Below are 16,835 nucleotides of genomic sequence, written 5' to 3'. Positions count from 1 at the left end.
AAACTGGAGCCACGGCACGAACCCCGCGCGCGTCGACCGCCCCTGGCGGCCAGGGCGGAGCATGCCCGCATCCGGGAAAAAGACCACCCTGGCACGGCCCTGCGGCCCTTCCGGCGCCCGGGCGCCCCCTCCCCGATGGGCCCCAGAGCCCTCCCAAGTCTCGTTTTAGAGACTCCTCCGATTCGAAAACCCCCTTTGACACGCCACCCCAACGGTTGGCTAAGGATTCAGGGGGAGGAAATGGAAGGGAAGCCTGCCACTTGACAGACATGGCCAATCGGGCCTAAATGGACTCCAGTAAAAGGTAGAGAGCCGGCAACGCGGATCGGAACACACTCAAAGGCCTGCACCGGAATCTCCCATGAAAACCATCGCTCGTTCCGCACTGGTTGTTTTGGCCCTCACAGCATGTCTGGCCTGGGCTGTCACCGGTCTGGCCGCAGAGGCATCCGCCCTGACCGGCAAATGGAAATGGACGGTGGGTCGCGGGGACCGCACCTTCGACATGACCCTTACCGTCAAACAAGAAGGGGACAAACTCACCGGGACCATCACCGGCCGAAACAACACCGAGTCGCCCGTCCAGGACCTCAAGTTCAAGGACGGCGAGGTCTCTTTCAAGGTCACGCGGGAATGGAATGGTCAAAAGATGGTGCTCACCTACAAGGGCAAGCTCGAGGGGGACACCATCAAAGGGACCGTCGAACGTGACCGGGACGGGGAGAAAACCACCCAGGACTGGGAAGCCAAACGGGTGAAAGAATAACCGGTCGCACCCCGGGTGGGTTCTCCGTCCAGGGGGCCCCGGGTCCGAAGACCCGAGGTGGGCGGGAACAGTGAACCGGGGTGAGCCACCCTGGCTTCCCACACGTGCACGGCGGCCGCAGAAGTTCTGCGGCCGCTTTTCTGTTTTCCCGTCGCTCTGCGGCGACAGCATGCCAGCCGCCGGGTCTCCCCGGGAGGTTATCTGCCTCGTCGCTCAAAACCGGGTTCCGGGGACGCCACCGACAAATGAGACGCGTCATGGCCCTGCCTGCCGGGTTTTGGAATCCTCGGCTGCCAGGGCCCCGCTGTTGCAGGGCCGGGCCAGCCGGACGCTGTCATGTCCTCAAGCCATGCGCCGGTGCAGGTTCCATGGGCGCCGCCCGCAAGTGCTCAAGATAAACCGGCAGCTGCACCTCGGACGACCAAAACCGGATCTCACCCCGGGGAGCCTCCAACGCGCCCGCACGATAGGCCGACCACATCCGTTCCAAAACCGCCACCACAGCCGCCGCCTCCATGGGGTCGCAGCAATGGCTCCCTTGACCTGCAGCCACCAGCAACTGGTGCATCTCGCTCCCGGGCGGCACGAGGGCCAGGATCGGACGGCGTGCCCCCAGGTAATCCACTATCTTGCTCGGCATGTACAGGTCATGCAGCGGCGAGATCACCAACAACAGAATCGGGCTGATCCGGACCTCCTCCAAATACCGGTCGTGATCCAGGACGGGCCCACGCACGAGGATGTCCTCCAGCCCCAGCGCCCGGACCTGTTCGTCACATTGGGGAGGCCACTGGCCGTGGAATCGGAACCGGGTTTCCGCCCGTGCTTCAGGGTGCCGACGTAAAAACCCGGCCAGGGCTTCCAGGAATGTGCGAGGACTCCGCGCGCCCCGCCAATCGAACGTCCCAAAGTAAACCACCTCGAATCCCTGTCGCGGCGGCGGGGCTGGCCGATCGAACACGCCGGTGTCGTAAAAATACGGCACGTGCGCCGTGCGCGCCGCAGGGGCAAGCCCCATCGCCACATATGCACGCTGATTGGCTGCAGCCGTGAAGAGAACCCGCCCGACCTGATGCAGGGTGTCACGTTCCAGGGCCGCCAGGCGGCGTCGCCACAGCCGTTGCAGGGGAGATCGGCGTTGCACCCGCAGTTGCTGCGGCGACACCGGTTCCTGGTAATCAAACACCCAGGTCCGGTCCACCCCGCGACCCAACCGGCCCGCCATCAACAGCGATGCCGGCAACACGTAGGCGAGCGTCCGGTCTGCCGGCGGCGCCCCTGCCAGGGCCCCCAGGACCTTCCGGGCCCAGCCGGCACAGGCGTCGGGAAACATCAAGCCGCCCGTCAAATAGGCCCACCATCGGAGCAGGCGCGGGTGCGGTCGCAGCCGCTGCTGCCAGCGCAGAACCGGATCCTCGAACCGGCGGATGGTCAACCGGGGATGGTTCAAACACTCCGCGTCCGGGGACAAGACGCCCCACGGACTGGTCCAAACTTCCACTTCCCAGCCCTCCGCCAGCGCATGTCGGACCACGTAAAACGGACGTTTGGCATTGGGATGGGCGCTGGGGGGGAACGTGTGCGTAAGCACCCGCAGGCGCAACGGCCGGATGTGGCTCCCTGCGGGCGCCGCGGATGGATCCGCATCCCGAGATTCAGTGTTTCGCCCAGACACGGCGGTTCACGTAATCCGTGTAGCTGAGGATGATCTTGGCAACCTTCCAGGATACGTGATCGACCTGGTAATCGGCCGGCAGCCGGCACGGCCCGAACTGCTCGAACAATCGGACGGTGACGGCCACACTTTCGACGATGTGCCGGGGGTCCAGGCCCGTCATGATCACCGCGCCCTCGTCCATGCCCTCGGGTCGTTCGTGGGCTTCGCGCACGGTCACCGCGGGAAACCCCAGGATGGAGGATTCCTCGGTGATGGTGCCGCTGTCGGAAAGGGTGCAGAACGCCGATTTTTGCAGGGCCACGTAGTCAAAGAAGCCCAGGGGCGGCATCAACCGAACCCGGCCATCCAGCTTCAGATCTGCCTTTTGCAGACGCTGACGGGTCCTGGGATGACAGGAGAAGATCAGCGGGTAATCGTACCGGCGCGCCAGCGTGTTGAGCGCACGCACCAGCTGCCGGAGATGCCGGGGATCATCCACGTTCTCCTCCCGGTGCAGGCTGACCACGAAGTACCGGCGCGGCGTCAGCTTCAGCCGGTCCAATACGTTGCTGGCTGCGATGCCCGGCCGAAAATGATCCAGGACCTCCTTCATGGGCGAACCGGTCTTGATGACGCGGTCGGGCGGCAATCCCTCGGCCAGCAGATACCTGCGCGCGTGCTCGGTGTAACAGAGATTGATGTCGCTGACGTGGTCCACGATGCGCCGGTTGATCTCCTCGGGCACGCGCATGTCGAAGCACCGGTTGCCGGCTTCCATGTGAAAGATCGGGATCTTGCGCCGCTTGGCCGGGATGACCGCCAGACAACTGTTGGTGTCGCCCAGGACCAGGACGGCATCCGGTTGTTCCCGCGCCAGCAAGGCGTCGGCCCGGGCAATGGTGTTGCCGATGGTCTCGGCCGGCGTGGCCCCGGCGGCGTCCAGGTAATGTTTGGGCCGTGGCAGTTCCAGCTCGCGGAAGAAGATCTCGTTCAGTTCGTAGTCAAAATTCTGGCCGGTGTGGACGAGCACATGGCGCGTCACCTCCTCCAGCACGGCGATCACACGCGAGAGCCGGATCAGCTCCGGACGCGTGCCCACAATGGTCATCACCTTCAGGCAACTGCGCATGACGGTACTCGTCCGCATCAGGATCGATCATCCGTGCGCACCGCCGACGGGGTTTCCATCACCGGCGCGGGGTGTGTGTCGGATCGGGCGGGATCAAAAATCTCACTGGCCCAGAACAGCGTGATCATGTCCACCGTGCCGGTGTTTTCGATCGAATGCGTGTAACCCGGAGGGATGTCCACCACCCGGATGGTTTCGTCATCCACCTCGTATTCCAGGATCTCCGAACCGTGCACCGGGCGGAGTCGGATCCGGCCGCGGCCCCGGATCACGCAAAACTTTTCCACCTTGGTGTCGTGATAATGGTTGCCGCGGGTCACACCGGGCTTCGTCAACGAAACAAAGATCTGACCGGCCTGGGGGGATTTGATCAACTCGAACAGCCAGCCGCGCGCATCCCGTTTCATCACCACCGGCCGGGCCAGCGCTGCCGGATCACAGAACGACTGGTACGTGGCGTAGAGGGCGCGATTGAACGGGTCCGACAAATCGGGCACCCGCCCCTGCTCGGCCATTTGGCGGAAGCCCACCAACCGGTCGTGCAGTTCGCCCAGGGTAACACTGAACTCTGGCAGCACCTCGGGCCGGTAACAGCCGGGCGGGTGATCCGGCCGAACCACCACCCCCTCGAAGCTGCGCACCACGTCGTCCACGTACACCAGGCGGAGCAGGCGCGAACGATCGCTGATCTCCACCGGCAAACCACGGCTGATCTGATGACAGAACGTGGCCACCACGGTGTTGTAATGCGGGCGGCTCCATTTCCCGAACACGTTGGGCAGGCGGTAGATGTAGACCGCCGCGCGGGTGGCCCGCTGGTACTCGGTCACGACGTCCTCCGCCGCCCGTTTACTTCGGCCATAGGGATTATCCAGGGCGGCCTGGATCGAAGAACTCAGGATTAACACCGCGCGGCGGCCGGCCCGCCGGAGGGCCTCGCACAACCGCCGGGTCAGTTCCACATTGCCGGTGATGAATTCCCTCTCGTCTTTCGGGCGGTTCACGCCGGCCAGGTGCACAACCACGTCCGCCCCCGACGCCAGCGCCTCCATCCGCTCCACCGGGTCCGGCAGGTCAAACTCCTGCACCGTCACGTCGCCGCGCCGCCGCAGGGCCGTCACCAGATTTCGCCCGATGAATCCCGCCGCTCCGGTAACCAACACCGTTTTCATGACCGGTCCCGAACCCTCCCACCGTGTTCACACGCCCGGCGGTGTCTCCCCACGCAGGGCCGCCTCAATGTACGGCAGCCGCAGGAGCATTTCCTTCAGCTCCGCATCCGTCAAACGCCGCGTGTTGGCCGAGGTGTAGTCCTGCATCTCGTCCACCTTGCGCTCCCCCTGCTCAAAGTACAGGGCATAGTTCAGGTCGCGGGTGTCGGACCGGATCCGGTAATATCGGCCCAGGTCCTCGGCCCGGACCATTTCCTCCCGGTTGAGCAACGTTTCGTGCTTTTTCTCGCCGTGCCGCGTGCCGATGATGCGGATCTCGTTGCTCGCATTGAAAATCTCCAACAAAACCCGCGCCAGTTGCCCGATGGTCGCCGCCGGCGATTTCTGCACGAACGTGTCGCCGGGCTGGCCGTTCTGAAACGCAAACAGTACAAGGTCCACCGCCTCATCCAGCGACATCATGAACCGCGTCATCTCCGGATCCGTGATGGTCAGCGGCTTGCCGCTCCTGATTTGGCTGACGAACAGCGGAATCACCGAGCCCCGCGAGGCCATGACGTTCCCGTATCGCGTCACGCAGATGGTCGGTTTCCGGTCCCCCAACAATCGGGCCTTGGCCACCGCCACCTTCTCCATCAGCGCCTTCGACATCCCCATGGCGTTGATCGGATAGACGGCCTTGTCCGTGCTCAGCACAATGACATTCTTGACCCCCTCGGCAATGGCGGCATTCAGGGTGTTCTCCGTGCCGATGATGTTCGTGTACACGGCCTCCATCGGATAAAACTCGCAGGAAGGCACCTGCTTCAACGCCGCCGCGTTGAAAACCAGGTCCACCCCGCGCATCGCGTTGCGGATGCTCTCGTAGTTGCGCACGTCCCCGATGTAAAATTTCACCTTCGGACTGCGCAGTTCGTGCCGCATGTCGTCCTGCTTTTTCTCGTCCCGGCTGAAGATGCGGATCTCGCCGATGTCGGTGTTCAAAAAGCGCCGGACCACCGCATTGCCAAAGGAACCCGTGCCACCCGTGATCAAAACGGTCTGACCTTGAAACATGGACATCATGATGAGCCTTCCACCGAACCTGACTTCGCATCCATCCCCGGCCGGGCCGAGGCCAACCCGCAACGGCAGGCTCTGCCCGAGTCCGCAGTGTCAGCGCCCGCCCGGCCTCCAATGCGCGCCTTCAGGGCCTCTCCATGGTCGGGCGCGCCCCCGCCAGGTGACAAGCGGAAAAACGGCTCCCGGCGCCCCGTCCGCCACCGACTTCGACCGCTCCCCCGGGGCCGTCGCCGGTTCACGGACCGACCCGCAAGTTCCTCGTTCCCGAAGGTCGTCCGACACGTTATGAATGGGGGTGAAGGTTCCCCGGTCCGGGCTTCAAGAGGCCATGAACCGCTCAGGGGCAGGACAACAGGCCCGGGACAGCCGCACCCGTCTGCTGTCGGCAGCACTGGTGGCGGGTGTCACCGCCCTGGTGTTCGCCCGCACCCTCACGTGCGGGTTCGTGGACTATGACGACGGCGACTACGTCACGACCAACCCCGTCGTCCAGGCGGGCCTGACCTGGAGGGGCATCCGGTGGGCTTTGGTCACGGGTCACGCGGCCAACTGGCATCCCCTGACCTGGTTGTCCCACATGGCCGATGTCGCCTGCTTCGGTCTCCAACCCGCCGGCCATCACCTGGTCAGCGCCCTGTTGCACGCCGCCAACGCGGCCCTGCTGTTCCTGCTGTTGCAACAATGGACGGGCCGGATCCGGCCCGCATTTCTCGGGGCCCTGGTCTTTGCCTGGCACCCGCTCCGGGTCGAGTCGGTCGCATGGATCTCCGAACGCAAGGACGTGCTGAGCCTGATGTTCGGCTTGTTGACCCTGCTCGCCTGGACCCGTGCCGTCCGCGCGCCTGCCGGTCCCGCCCGCCACCGTTTCCGGAACCTCGCCCTGCTGGCGTATGCCGGGGGACTGATGAGCAAACCCACGCTGGTCACGCTGCCCCTGGCCATGCTGCTCCTGGACTATTGGCCGTTCCGACGGATCGGAAACGGAGCCCAACCACGGGACGTTGGTGGCACCGTCCCCGGCCGTTTCTTCTGCCGGAGCCTCCATGGTTGGTGGCCACTGGTGCGCGAAAAGTGGCCCTTTTACGTCCTGGCCGCCGCGTCGTGTGTCATCACCTTCGTTGCGCAGAAACAGGGAGGTGCCATGGCGTCCGCCGAAGTTCTCCCTTGGGAAGCCCGGTGGGCTAATGTACCGGTCGCCTACGCGCGGTACCTGCTCAAAACCTTGTTCCCCCTGGATCTTGCGGTGCCCTACCCGCACCCGATTCACTGGCCCATCACAGCGGTCCTTGGGGGGTCGATGTTGGTCCTGGGACTGACGTTGGCGGCCTGGTGGCTGCGCAGGCGCCATCCCTGCCTGTGGGTCGGGTGGTGCTGGTTCTGCGGTACCCTGGTGCCGATGCTCGGGATTGTTCAGGTGGGCATGCAGTCCATGGCCGACCGGTACACCTACCTGCCCTCCATCGGCCTGAGCCTGGCCCTTGCCGGCCTCCTCCAACATTGGGAGGGCCGGTCCGCCCGGACAACCCGCGGTCTCACGGTCCTGGTCGGGCTCTGGCTGGTTGCCCTGGGACTTCTCACCTGGCGGCAGATCGGTTTCTGGCGCAACAGCGAGACGCTGTTCCGCCGCAGCCTGGCCGTGGCTCCCAACAATGAACTGGCCCACAACAACCTCGGTTACTACTACGCCCGGCAACAACGCTGGCATGAGGCCATTGCCGAGTATCAGGCGGCCCTGGCTCTCCGACCACTCTACCCGGATGCGCTCAACAACATGGGCCATGCCCTCACCGAGCTGGCCCGTCCTGCCGAGGCCCTGCCGTACCTTGAAGCGGCGGCAAAACTGCAGCCCCGCAACCCCGCCATTTGGAACAACCTGGGTAATGCCCTGGCCGATTTAAACCGGTTGGACGAAGCCCTGCGGGCCTACCGCCGGGCCCTGGAACTGGACCCGTCCCACCCTGACACCCACAACAACCTCGGCGTGGCCCTTGCCCGGCAGGGACAATGGAACGAGGCACTGGAACACCTGCAGGAGGCCGTCCGGTTGCGACCGAACCACGCCTCCAGCCACTCCAACCTCGGCAATGCCTGGGCTGCTCAGGGTCGCTGGGCCGAAGCCGAACATGCCTATCGCCGGGCCCTGGCGCTGCAGCCTGACGATGCCCGCACCTGGAATAACCTGGGCAATGTGTTGGTGGAATCGGGGCGCTGGTCAGACGCCGAAGCCGCCTACCGGAGGTCCCTCGCACTCGATCCCCGAAATGCGGAAACACATTTCAACCTCGCCCAGCTCCTGTTGCGTCAGGGCCGCACGCCGGAAGCCCGTCAGCATCTGCTGGAAGTCCTCCGTCTCCGACCCGACCACCCGGAGGCGCGTTCGCAGTGGGAGCGGCTGTCAACCCTTGAAACCAACCTTCACCCCCGAACCGCGGTAGGGCCGACGTCGCAAGAGTAAACTCCAGCCACACTCCGAAGGTCCGGGAAACGCCCGCCCCCGGAGCGGCGCTTCTCCGCAAATGTTCGATCTTCTGCCACTCCCATGCAGCGTAACCACTCCGGCTTTGTCCGGGCGGTCGCATCGAGCCCCCATGAGGCCGCCCGTTTCGCCGCTGTCCGCCCGGCAAAGCGGGGCATCCGGAGCCGGCCGCCTGCCACCGCCCATCACAGCCCGCAACAGCCCCGACGGCATCCTCCCCGCATGCTTTACAACCGAGCAGTTCCGGAACATACACGGTCGTCTGCCGGGCATTCGCCATCGGCTTTAACACATCTCCACCAGGCTCCCGGGCCCAACCGACGCCTCCATCCAGCCAGCCCTACGCTCGAACCTGGCCCATCGCCGTAACCTTGCGCCGCCGGGGGTCCCCGGCCGGGTCTTGCGTTCAAGCTTTGGCTGCCCGGAGGCTGGTTCCGAAAAACGAAACCGCCCGTTCGGTCGTTTCCGAGTCCGAACGGGCGGTTGTGCAAAATGCTGCGGCCGGCTTCCTCGCGGGAACCCGGCTGAGTCGCTCAGGCCTTGGTAGCCGGCTCGGTCGTTGCCGCGGCGGCAGTCGCTCCGGCCGGTTGTGCTTCAGCTCCGCCGGTGGGCAGTTCCACCCACTCAAGAATTGCCATCTGGGCGGCGTCACCCCGCCGCTGGCCGAGCCGGATGATGCGGGTGTAACCGCCCGGACGATTCTTGAAATGCGGAGCGATCTGTTTGAACAGGACGCGGCAGGCGTCCTCGTCCTGGTACAGGCGCGCGCTGGCCAGACGCCGCGCGTGCAAAGTGCCCTTCTTGCACAGGGTCACCAGCTTCTCGGCCAGGGACCGCGCCGCCTTGGCCTTGGCCAGGGTGGTGGTAATCCGGTTGTGCCGGATCAGGCTGCAAACCAAGCTGGCCAGCATCCGGTTCCGATGTTCGGATTTCCGGCCCAGTTTGGCCGTACGTTTACGATGTCGCATAAGCCGGAATCAGATCGAACCAACCCCTGCCATTCAGGTGGCCAGGGACTTTTTGGATTCTTCCTTGGGCGGCTCCAGCAGGCTGGGATCGAACTTCATTCCCAGGGTCAACCCGAGCTGGGCCAGTTTCTCCTTGATCTCGTTGAGGGATTTCTTGCCGAAGTTGCGGTACTTCAGCATCTCCTGCTCGGTCTTCATGGCCAATTGCCCCACCGTGGTGATGTTGGCGTTGTTGAGGCAGTTGGCCGCCCGCACGCTCAACTCGATCTCGTTGACGCTCATGTTGAGCAGCTTCCGCAATCGCTGCCGTTCCTCGTCCTCCTTCTTCGTGGTTTCCTCGAACTGCACGGCGTTCTTGTCGTAGCCCACGAACACGTCCAGATGCCGCTGCAGGATGGCGGAAGCCTGCACCAGGGCATCGTCGGGGGAAATCCGGCCGTCGGTCCAGATCTCAAGGATCAACCGATCGTAGTCGGTCTTCTGGCCCACGCGCGCGGCCTCGACCGTGTAACGCACGCGGGTCACCGGGGAGAAAATCGAGTCAATGGCAATCACACCAATGGGTTGGCCCGGCTTCTTGTTCTCGTCGGCAGGACAGAAACCGCGCCCGACCTTCACCTCCAGTTCCATCTCAAACTTCTTCTTCTTGGCCAGCGTGCAGATGAGCTGCTCCGGGTTGACCAGCTCGACGTTCTGGTTGAGCTGAATGTCGCCGGCGGTCACCGGCCCCTCCTTGTGCACCGACAGCAGGAGGGTCTGCGGTTCCCGGGTGTGGGCCTTGAACTTGATCTTTTTCAGATTGAGGACGATGTCCGTCACGTCCTCGATGACCCCGTCAATGGCGGAAAACTCGTGGAGGGCACCGTCAATCTTGACCGAGGTGATGGCCGCGCCCTCCAATGAGGAAAGCAGCACCCGGCGCAGGGAATTTCCCAGCGTGTGACCGTAACCGGTTTCAAACGGTTCGGCCGTGAACTTGGCATAGGTCGCCGTCGCGGTGGCCTCGTCCTTGACCAACCGCTTGGGCATTTCAAACGGACCCAGTCGTACCGGCATGGATGTGTTTCCTTTCCTGCAATTTTAACCTGACCCGATCCGGCTCCCGCACCGAACCGGGCCCATATAATTGCATGGCCCCGCCCCCGCGGGGCCCCTGGTTCAACTTTAGCGGGAGTAAAATTCCACCACGGCCTGTTCGTTGGCGATGGGTTGGATCTCGTCCCGGGTGGGCACCCGCATCACCACGCCCCGCAACGCATCCCGGTTGACCGAAACCCAGTCCGGCACCGGACGCCCGGTCGAGCTCTCCAGCCCCCGGTTCACCAGCTGCCGCGAGACGTCCGAGTCTTTCGGCTCAATCACATCGCCCACCTTCACCGCATAGGAGGGAATGGTCACCTTGCGACCGTTCACGCGGATGTGCCCGTGGGTCACCATCTGTCGGGCCGCAGGCCGGGTCGGTGCAAACCCCAGACGGTACACCACGTTGTCCAGCCGCATCTCCAGGATCTGCAGCATCGTCTCGCCGGTCACACCCCGACGGCGCAGCGCCTGTTCGTACACGCGCCGGAATTGCCGCTCCTGCAAACCGTAGTAATAGCGGAGCTTTTGTTTCTCCATCAACCCCAGGGCATAGTCGGTCAGCTTCCGACGCGCCGCCTTGGGGCCGTGCACCCCCGGCGGGTAATTCCGCCGCTCCAAGTACTTGGAATCGCCGAAGATCGGAATCCCGAATCGGCGGCTGATCCGAACACGCGGGCCGGTATATCGTGCCATAACCTAGATTCTGTCTGCTGGTGGAAGCCTCAAACTCTCCGTTTCTTGCGCGGACGACAGCCGTTGTGCGGCACCGGCGTCACGTCCTTGATCACCGTAATCTCCAACCCGATCGCCTGCAGGGCGCGGATGGCGGCCTCGCGACCGGAACCGGGCCCTTTCACCCGCACCTCCACCTCGCGCATCCCGTGGGCCATGGCCCGCCGGGCGGCATCCTGCGCCACCAACTGGGCCGCATAGGCCGTGCTCTTCCGCGAGCCCTTGAACCCCACCCGGCCCGCACTGGACCATCCGATCACGTTGCCCTGCATGTCGGTGATGGTCACGATCGTGTTGTTGAACGTGGCCAGGATGTTCGCAATCCCGGTGGTGATGTTCTTGGAGCCCTTGGCCTTGATGATCTTCTTGGGAGCCAGTTCATCCCCCAGCAACTCCTCGGCCGTGGGCGCCGTGCCCGCCGTGGGACCGGCGGGCGCCTCCGCCTCGGCCCGTGCTTTGCTTTCCTTTTCCTTGGTGTCCTTGGTTTCCTTGGCCGCCTTGGAGGCCTTGGGCTTGGCCGCCTTGGCCGGTTTCTCCGCCTTGTCCGCCTTTTCCTGCTTCGACTCGGCGGCCGCGGACTGCGGCTTGGACTCGGGTGCGGGAGCTGTCGGATTCGCTTCAGCCATAACGGTGTCCCGGTTTAAGACCGTTTAGTGGATGCCCTTCTTCGCATGTGGGTTGCGCTGCACACCCACCGTCTTGCGGGGGCCCTTGCGCGTGCGCGCATTGGTCTGCGTGCGCTGGCCGCGCACCGGCAGACCCCGGATGTGCCGCAGGCCCCGGTAACACTTGATGGCCTGCAGCCGTTTCAGGTTCAGACCGATCTCACGCCGAAGGTCGCCCTCGATCACGTAGCCGCCCTCCTGAATGGCGTGGACGATCTGGGAAATCTGTTGCTCGGTCAGGTCCTTGGCCCGGATGTGGGGATCAATCTGCGCCCGCTGGCAGATCTCCCTGGCCAGGGTGGGCCCGATCCCGTAGATGTACCGCAGGGCGATTTCAATGGGCTTGTTGCCCGGAATCTCAACACCGATGATGCGTGGCATAACGACGCTTCCTTTGACTCAAGGGTTGCTGTTCACCCGAACCTTCCTCTCAGCCCTGACGCTGTTTGTGGCGCGGGTTTTTGCAAATGATGCGGATCACGCCCTTGCGACGCACCACCTTGCAGTGCTCGCACAGCCGCCGAACTGACGCTCTGACCTTCATAACGTTTGCTCCTTCGTCTCTTCCCACTCAATCCAACCGGCCGACAAATCGTACGCCGTAACCGTCACGCGAATCCGGTCGCCGGGCTTCCACACCGGTGCCCGGGTCCGGGCCCGACCCCGCACAAAGGCCACCAACTCGTGCCCGTTGGGCAGACGCGCCCGGTACACGCCCGGTCCCAGGGGCTCCTTCACCTCGGCGTCCACCGTCCATTGTCCTCGTCCGTGCATGTGAGGACCTCGGGCTCGCCCTCGGTGATCAGGACGGTGTGCTCAAAGTGAGCGGATAGTGAACCATCTTTCGTGACCGCTGTCCAGCCATCACTGAGCACCTGAATCTCCGGCCCGCCGGCGTTCACCATCGGCTCAATGGCCAGCGTCATCCCGGGCCGGAGCTTCGGCGATGGTTTTCCATCCACGAAATTCGGCACCTCGGGCTGCTCGTGCACACTCCGGCCAACGCCATGGCCCACAAACTCGCGGACCACGCTGAACCCGTGCCCCTCCACGTATTCCTGGATGGCACGGGAAATGTCCACCACGCGGTTCCCCGGCAGGGCCCGCCGGATGCCCTCCCACAAGGCCTGCCGGGTCACGTCCAACAACCGCTGCGCCTCCACACTGCACCCGCCCACGGGCACGGTCACGGCCGTGTCGCCCACAAACCCCCGGTAGTACACGCCCACGTCCAGGCTGACGATGTCGCCGAACTCGAGCCGCCGGGGTCCGGCCAGCCCGTGGACCACTTCGTTGTTCACCGAGATGCAGATGTGGCACGGATATTTCCGATAGCCCAGAAACGCACTTCGGGCCCCGTAATGTTTCATCCGTTCCGCGGCGAACTCCTCCACCTCGCGGGTGGTCACACCGGGACGGACGAAAGCCGCCGTCTCCTTCAAGACCTGTGCGGCCACCCGACAGGCGGGTCGCATGGCCTCCAAATCGCGTTCGGTCTTGAGAATGATCATGGCTGCCTCGCCCCGGCCGCCCCGGGCCCTGCCCGCAGGCGGATGGAGCCGTTGTGGCTCCTCCTCAGAAGCGGCCCCGGATGCGGCCCTTCTTCAAAAATCCATCATAATGCCGCATCAGCAAGTGGGTTTCCACCTGGCGCATGGTGTCCAGCATCACACCCACGGTGATCAACAGGCTGGTCCCCCCGAAAAACGTGGCCACCGCGTAGGGGACCTGCATGCGGCTGTAAAGCAACTCGGGGATGACGGCAATGATCATCAGGAACACCGCACCGGCCAGGGTGATCCGATGCATCGCATTGTGCAGGTATTCGCTGGTGGCAGCGCCGGGGCGGACGCCGGGAATGTAGCCGCCGTGCTTCTTCAGGTCATCCGCAATTTGAAGTTCGTTGAACTGGGTCGCCACCCAGAAATACGAGAAAAACAGAATCATCAACGTGTACAGCACCAGGTACAGCGTGCCGCCGTGCCCCAGGCTGCCCGCCAGGTCCCGGAACAACTTCACGTCATACAGCTGCCCCAACCGGCTGAAGATTTGCTCCGGGAACATCAAAACCGCCTGGGCGAAGATGATGGGCATGACGCCCGAATAGTTCACCCGCAGGGGGAGGAAGGAGGTGCCGCCGGCGTATACCTTGCGTCCGACGGCCCGCTGGGCGTACTGAACCGGGATCTTCCGCTGGGCCTGGGTGACGGCGATGATCCCCGCGATCACGGCCAGCAACAACACCACCAGGGCCACGGCATGGCCGAGATTGTAACGGGCCTCAAGTCCCTGCCCGGGGAAGAACATGTCCCTGAGCGAAATGAACGCCGCGGGCAGTCGCGCCAAAATGCCCACGGTAATGATCAGGGACACGCCGTTGCCGATCCCGCGATCGGTGATCTGTTCGCCCAACCACATCAACAACATCGTGCCCGTGGTCAGGATCAAGGTGGTTTGGATCCGGTACCACCAGATCTGCAACGGGGTGTCGTCATAGAGGACCAGCCGCCCGATGCCCTCGCCAAAGATTTTTTCCGGATGCTCCCAACCAAGGGCCATGACAAAACCCTGGCCCAAACACAGCACCACGGTCAGGTACCGGCCGTATTGGATGAGTTTGGTGCGTCCGCCCTCTTCGCGGGCCAGCTTGCTGAGTTGGGGGATCACCGCGGTCATCAGCTGGATGATGATGGTGGCGCTGATGTACGGCATGATCCCCAGGGCGCCCACGGCACAGTTCTCCAGGGCACCGCCGGTGAACAAGCTGTACAATCCCAGCACACCGCCCCCCGCATTCCGCTGGGCCGCCTCACGGAAAAACTCGGCCAGTGCATTCCCATCCAGCCCGGGACAATGGATGTAGGCGGTCAGCCGGGCCACGGCCAGGAGACCCAGGGTGAACAGGATCCGTGACTTCAGCTCCGGAATGCGGAAACAGTTGCTGAGGGTCTGGGCGATGCTGGCGAACATGGTGCGCGCAACGGTCAAGCGGCCGCAGCCGGAGCCCCGGTGCCACTCAACGGCACCACCTCGCACCGGCCTCCGCGCGCCTCGATCTGCGCACGGGCCGACGCGCTGAAGGCGTGTGCCCGAACAACCAGACGCCGGGTCAGTTCGCCCCGGCCCAAAATCTTGATCCCGTCGGCCGGTCCGTTGGCCAGGCCGGCCTGGCGCAGGAGCGCCTCGTCCACCACCGTGTCGTCGGCAAACCGGTTTAGGGCCTCCACGTTGACCGGGATGTACCGGGTGGCAAACCGCTTGTTGTTGAATCCGCGCTTGGGCAGCCGGCGGATCAGGGGCATCTGACCACCCTCGAACCCGGGTCGGATGGACGATCCCGACCGGGCTGTCTGGCCCTTGCCACCGCGACCGCTGGTCTTGCCGTGGCCGCTCGATTCGCCAATGCCCAGACGCTTCCGACGATGTTTGGCCCCGGGTCGGGGTTTCAAATCGTGCAATCGCATAACTTCAGGCTCCCGTGTTTGCAGATTCGGCCGCTGCGCCCGACGGCTCCGTGGCCGTCTTGCGCCCGCGGTTCAGCCCGCGTTCCTCGAAAACCTCCTCCGGCAGCCGCAGTTTCAGCAATGCCTTCAACGTGGCCTGGGCCACATTGATTGGATTGCGCGATCCCATGCACTTGCTGAGCACGTCGCGCACACCCGCGGCCTCCAACACCGCCCGCACGGTGCGTCCGGCAATTACTCCGGTCCCCTGCGAGGCCGGCTTGAGCAGGACCTCCGCGCCATCGAACCGGCTCACCACCTCGTGCGGGATGGTCGGACCCAGCAGAGCCACCGGCACCATGTTCGCCTTGGCGATCTCGCCGCCGCGGCGGATGGCGTCGGCCACCTCCCCTGCCTTGCCCAGGCCCAAACCGACACGGCCTTTGCGGTCCCCCGCCACCACCAGGGCACTGAACGAAAAACGCCGCCCTCCCTTGACCACCTTGGCCGAGCGATTGATGAAGATCACCTTCTCCATCAGCTCGGGGCCCTCGGAAGTGGCAAAGGTCAGCGCAGGCGCCTCCGCAATGGCCCGACGACCGCCGCGCGCGGGACGTTCCTCCTCGCGCACGTCGTCGACGCCGCCCGTCAACTCTTCCTGCAATTGTGGTTCAATGTCAGCCACGGTGATCCTCCGTTGGTTCAAAACTCCAGACCGGCCTCCCGGGCCGCCATCGCCAGCGCGGCCACCTTGCCGTACACGGGCTGCCCGTCCTTCCCCATCGACCAGTGGTACCGGGCCGAGCCCCGGTCGAACACCACCTTGCGAATCCCCCTGGCCAGGGCGGCCTCCGCCGCCAGCCGGCCTATGATTCGCGCGCTGCGGACATTGGCCCCCAACTTTTCCTGTTCCGGCAGAGACCGGCTCAGGGTGGAAACCGCCGCCAGCGTCACCCCCTTGGTGTCGTCAATGAATTGGACGTAAATGTGCTTGTTGGTGAAACAGACGCTCATGCGCGGACGTTCCGGCGTGCCGGACACCTTCTTCCGCACCCGCCAGTGCCGCTTCCGAGCCCGTTCGTGTTTGAGTTCCACTCTCATGGTTGTGTCACGGTATGGCCGTGATCGCGAGGTGACCGTTACTGAACGGCCTTGCCCTCCTTCCGGATAATCTGTTCACCCTCGTAGCGGATTCCCTTGCCCTTGTAGGGCTCGGGCGGATAAAAGCTGCGAATCTGGGCGGCCACCTGGCCGACCTTCTGTTTGTCGGCACCCTCCACCACGATCCTGGTATTCTCCTCCACGGTGATCTTCACGCCCTCGGGCGCCTGATAAACCACCGGATGCGAAAAGCCCAAATTCAAGGTGAGTGTGTTGCCCTGCACCGACGCGCGGAACCCCACCCCATGAATCTCCAAACGTTTCTGGTACCCTTGGGCAACCCCCTGGACCAGGTTGTTCACCAGCGCACGGCCCAAGCCGTGCATGGCCTTGGCCTGTTTGGTATCGGCCAGGCGTTCCACCACAATCCGGTTGCCGTCCAACCGGGCCGAGGTCAACGGTGGCAGTTCCATGCTCAGCTTCCCCTTGGGGCCCTCGGCCCTGACGGTGCGCCCGTCCACCTGAACCTTCACTTGGGGAGGCACCGGTACCGGTTGTTTCCCTACGCGCGACATAAACCA

19 protein-coding genes are annotated in these 16,835 nt (G+C 64.2%); 2 read left to right on the top strand and 17 right to left on the bottom strand.

What is annotated here, in order from left to right; all coding sequences use genetic code 11:
* Nucleotides 1-361: 361 nt before the first annotated feature.
* The gene (locus G4L39_RS11885) at nucleotides 362-766 is read left to right on the top strand and encodes a lipocalin/fatty acid-binding family protein (RefSeq protein WP_165108400.1); all 405 of its coding nucleotides are present in this window, start codon (nucleotides 362-364) and stop codon (nucleotides 764-766) included.
* 334 nt (nucleotides 767-1,100) lie between these two features.
* On the opposite strand, the gene G4L39_RS11880 is transcribed toward G4L39_RS11885, so the two are convergent.
* From G4L39_RS11880 to G4L39_RS11865, 4 genes are read right to left on the bottom strand one after another with little or no spacing between them, the layout of a single operon-like run.
* Nucleotides 1,101-2,369 carry a glycosyltransferase family protein gene (locus tag G4L39_RS11880; protein WP_205880978.1) on the bottom strand — a complete coding sequence of 423 codons (1,269 nt, stop codon included), beginning with the start codon at nucleotides 2,367-2,369 and terminating at the stop codon, nucleotides 1,101-1,103.
* A 52-nt stretch (nucleotides 2,370-2,421) separates the two neighbouring features.
* On the bottom strand, nucleotides 2,422-3,570 hold the full coding sequence (gene wecB / locus G4L39_RS11875; RefSeq protein ID WP_240893975.1) for a non-hydrolyzing UDP-N-acetylglucosamine 2-epimerase: 1,149 nt from the start codon (nucleotides 3,568-3,570) through the stop codon (nucleotides 2,422-2,424).
* Nucleotides 3,570-4,724 carry a polysaccharide biosynthesis C-terminal domain-containing protein gene (locus G4L39_RS11870; protein WP_165108398.1) on the bottom strand — a complete coding sequence of 385 codons (1,155 nt, stop codon included), beginning with the start codon at nucleotides 4,722-4,724 and terminating at the stop codon, nucleotides 3,570-3,572. The genes wecB and G4L39_RS11870 overlap by 1 nt, the downstream gene beginning before the upstream one ends.
* 27 nt (nucleotides 4,725-4,751) lie before the next feature.
* A complete protein-coding gene (locus tag G4L39_RS11865) occupies nucleotides 4,752-5,780 on the bottom strand; it encodes a polysaccharide biosynthesis protein (protein ID WP_165108431.1) in 1,029 nt (342 codons plus the stop codon).
* Between the two features lie 334 nt (nucleotides 5,781-6,114).
* Between G4L39_RS11865 and G4L39_RS11860 the strand changes: the two genes are divergently transcribed.
* Entirely contained in the window at nucleotides 6,115-8,241 is a 2,127-nt protein-coding gene (locus G4L39_RS11860; RefSeq protein ID WP_165108397.1) for a tetratricopeptide repeat protein, read from the top strand.
* A gap of 554 nt (nucleotides 8,242-8,795) precedes the next feature.
* On the opposite strand, the gene rplQ is transcribed toward G4L39_RS11860, so the two are convergent.
* From rplQ to rplF, 13 genes are all read right to left on the bottom strand, one after another.
* Nucleotides 8,796-9,230 (bottom strand): 50S ribosomal protein L17, encoded by a 435-nt coding sequence (gene rplQ, locus G4L39_RS11855; protein WP_165108396.1) that lies wholly within the window; start codon nucleotides 9,228-9,230, stop codon nucleotides 8,796-8,798.
* A gap of 33 nt (nucleotides 9,231-9,263) precedes the next feature.
* Complete coding sequence (locus tag G4L39_RS11850; RefSeq protein ID WP_165108395.1) at nucleotides 9,264-10,286, bottom strand: DNA-directed RNA polymerase subunit alpha; 1,023 nt, start codon at nucleotides 10,284-10,286, stop codon at nucleotides 9,264-9,266.
* 108 nt (nucleotides 10,287-10,394) lie between these two features.
* Nucleotides 10,395-11,006 carry a 30S ribosomal protein S4 gene (gene rpsD, locus G4L39_RS11845; RefSeq protein ID WP_165108394.1) on the bottom strand — a complete coding sequence of 204 codons (612 nt, stop codon included), beginning with the start codon at nucleotides 11,004-11,006 and terminating at the stop codon, nucleotides 10,395-10,397.
* A gap of 29 nt (nucleotides 11,007-11,035) precedes the next feature.
* A complete protein-coding gene (gene rpsK / locus G4L39_RS15820; RefSeq protein ID WP_165108393.1) occupies nucleotides 11,036-11,671 on the bottom strand; it encodes a 30S ribosomal protein S11 in 636 nt (211 codons plus the stop codon).
* Between the two features lie 24 nt (nucleotides 11,672-11,695).
* On the bottom strand, nucleotides 11,696-12,091 hold the full coding sequence (gene rpsM, locus G4L39_RS11835) for a 30S ribosomal protein S13 (protein ID WP_165108392.1): 396 nt from the start codon (nucleotides 12,089-12,091) through the stop codon (nucleotides 11,696-11,698).
* A gap of 49 nt (nucleotides 12,092-12,140) precedes the next feature.
* Nucleotides 12,141-12,254 carry a 50S ribosomal protein L36 gene (gene rpmJ, locus G4L39_RS11830; protein ID WP_165108391.1) on the bottom strand — a complete coding sequence of 38 codons (114 nt, stop codon included), beginning with the start codon at nucleotides 12,252-12,254 and terminating at the stop codon, nucleotides 12,141-12,143.
* A complete protein-coding gene (infA, locus tag G4L39_RS11825; protein WP_165108390.1) occupies nucleotides 12,251-12,448 on the bottom strand; it encodes a translation initiation factor IF-1 in 198 nt (65 codons plus the stop codon). The genes rpmJ and infA overlap by 4 nt, the downstream gene beginning before the upstream one ends.
* Complete coding sequence (gene map, locus G4L39_RS11820; RefSeq protein WP_165108389.1) at nucleotides 12,445-13,221, bottom strand: type I methionyl aminopeptidase; 777 nt, start codon at nucleotides 13,219-13,221, stop codon at nucleotides 12,445-12,447. The genes infA and map overlap by 4 nt, the downstream gene beginning before the upstream one ends.
* A 64-nt stretch (nucleotides 13,222-13,285) precedes the next feature.
* Complete coding sequence (gene secY, locus G4L39_RS11815; RefSeq protein WP_165108388.1) at nucleotides 13,286-14,680, bottom strand: preprotein translocase subunit SecY; 1,395 nt, start codon at nucleotides 14,678-14,680, stop codon at nucleotides 13,286-13,288.
* A gap of 14 nt (nucleotides 14,681-14,694) precedes the next feature.
* Nucleotides 14,695-15,174: a 50S ribosomal protein L15 gene (rplO, locus tag G4L39_RS11810; RefSeq protein WP_165108387.1), complete on the bottom strand. Its 480-nt coding sequence runs from the start codon at nucleotides 15,172-15,174 to the stop codon at nucleotides 14,695-14,697.
* A gap of 4 nt (nucleotides 15,175-15,178) precedes the next feature.
* On the bottom strand, nucleotides 15,179-15,691 hold the full coding sequence (rpsE, locus tag G4L39_RS11805; RefSeq protein ID WP_165108430.1) for a 30S ribosomal protein S5: 513 nt from the start codon (nucleotides 15,689-15,691) through the stop codon (nucleotides 15,179-15,181).
* Between the two features lie 164 nt (nucleotides 15,692-15,855).
* The gene (gene rplR / locus G4L39_RS11800; protein WP_165108386.1) at nucleotides 15,856-16,254 is read right to left on the bottom strand and encodes a 50S ribosomal protein L18; all 399 of its coding nucleotides are present in this window, start codon (nucleotides 16,252-16,254) and stop codon (nucleotides 15,856-15,858) included.
* Between the two features lie 38 nt (nucleotides 16,255-16,292).
* Entirely contained in the window at nucleotides 16,293-16,829 is a 537-nt protein-coding gene (gene rplF, locus G4L39_RS11795) for a 50S ribosomal protein L6 (protein WP_165108385.1), read from the bottom strand.
* Nucleotides 16,830-16,835 lie beyond the last annotated feature (6 nt).

Source organism: Limisphaera ngatamarikiensis (assembly GCF_011044775.1).
GTDB classification, from domain to species: Bacteria; Verrucomicrobiota; Verrucomicrobiia; order Limisphaerales; family Limisphaeraceae; genus Limisphaera; species Limisphaera ngatamarikiensis.
This window is presented reverse-complemented; position numbering and strand designations above follow the sequence as displayed.